The organism is Streptomyces regalis, from assembly GCF_001509475.1.
GTDB lineage: Bacteria > Actinomycetota > Actinomycetes > Streptomycetales > Streptomycetaceae > Streptomyces > Streptomyces regalis.
This window is the reverse complement of sequence record NZ_LLZG01000281.1, coordinates 1-326: the sequence shown is the minus strand read 5'-3', so window position 1 is coordinate 326 and position 326 is coordinate 1. Positions and strand designations below refer to the sequence as shown.

Annotated in this window: 1 protein-coding gene; it reads right to left on the bottom strand. The window is 75.2% G+C overall.

Features of this window, described 5'->3' with window-relative positions:
• Positions 1-81: 81 nt before the first annotated feature.
• Positions 82-326: hypothetical protein (locus tag ADL12_RS26225; protein WP_159053304.1), on the bottom strand; the 245-nt coding region annotated here is incomplete at its 5' end.

Here is a 326-nt window from a genome sequence, read left to right as displayed (position 1 = left end):
CGGCGCGGGCCCGGTGAAGGGCCCGGGCGGCGGCTGCTTGTCCGGGACTTCGGCCGCTGTGTCGGCGGCGCCATGGCCACTTCACCCTGTGCCCACCTCCTCCGAGTCGGCGGCGGCAGCGCGCAGACCGGCGAGTGCGTGGGCGCCGGTGCGTCCCAGCTCCAGCAGCTCGCGGGTCTGCGCGCGCTCCATCGCCCGCGCCTCTTCCGAGACGACGTGCGCCTGCCGCCACGTGTCCCGCTCCTCCTTCAGGTCGTCGTAGGTCCGGCGGGGCACGAGGCGCCCGGTGAGGACCATGAGGACGACGAGTGCGAGGAGCGTGACGG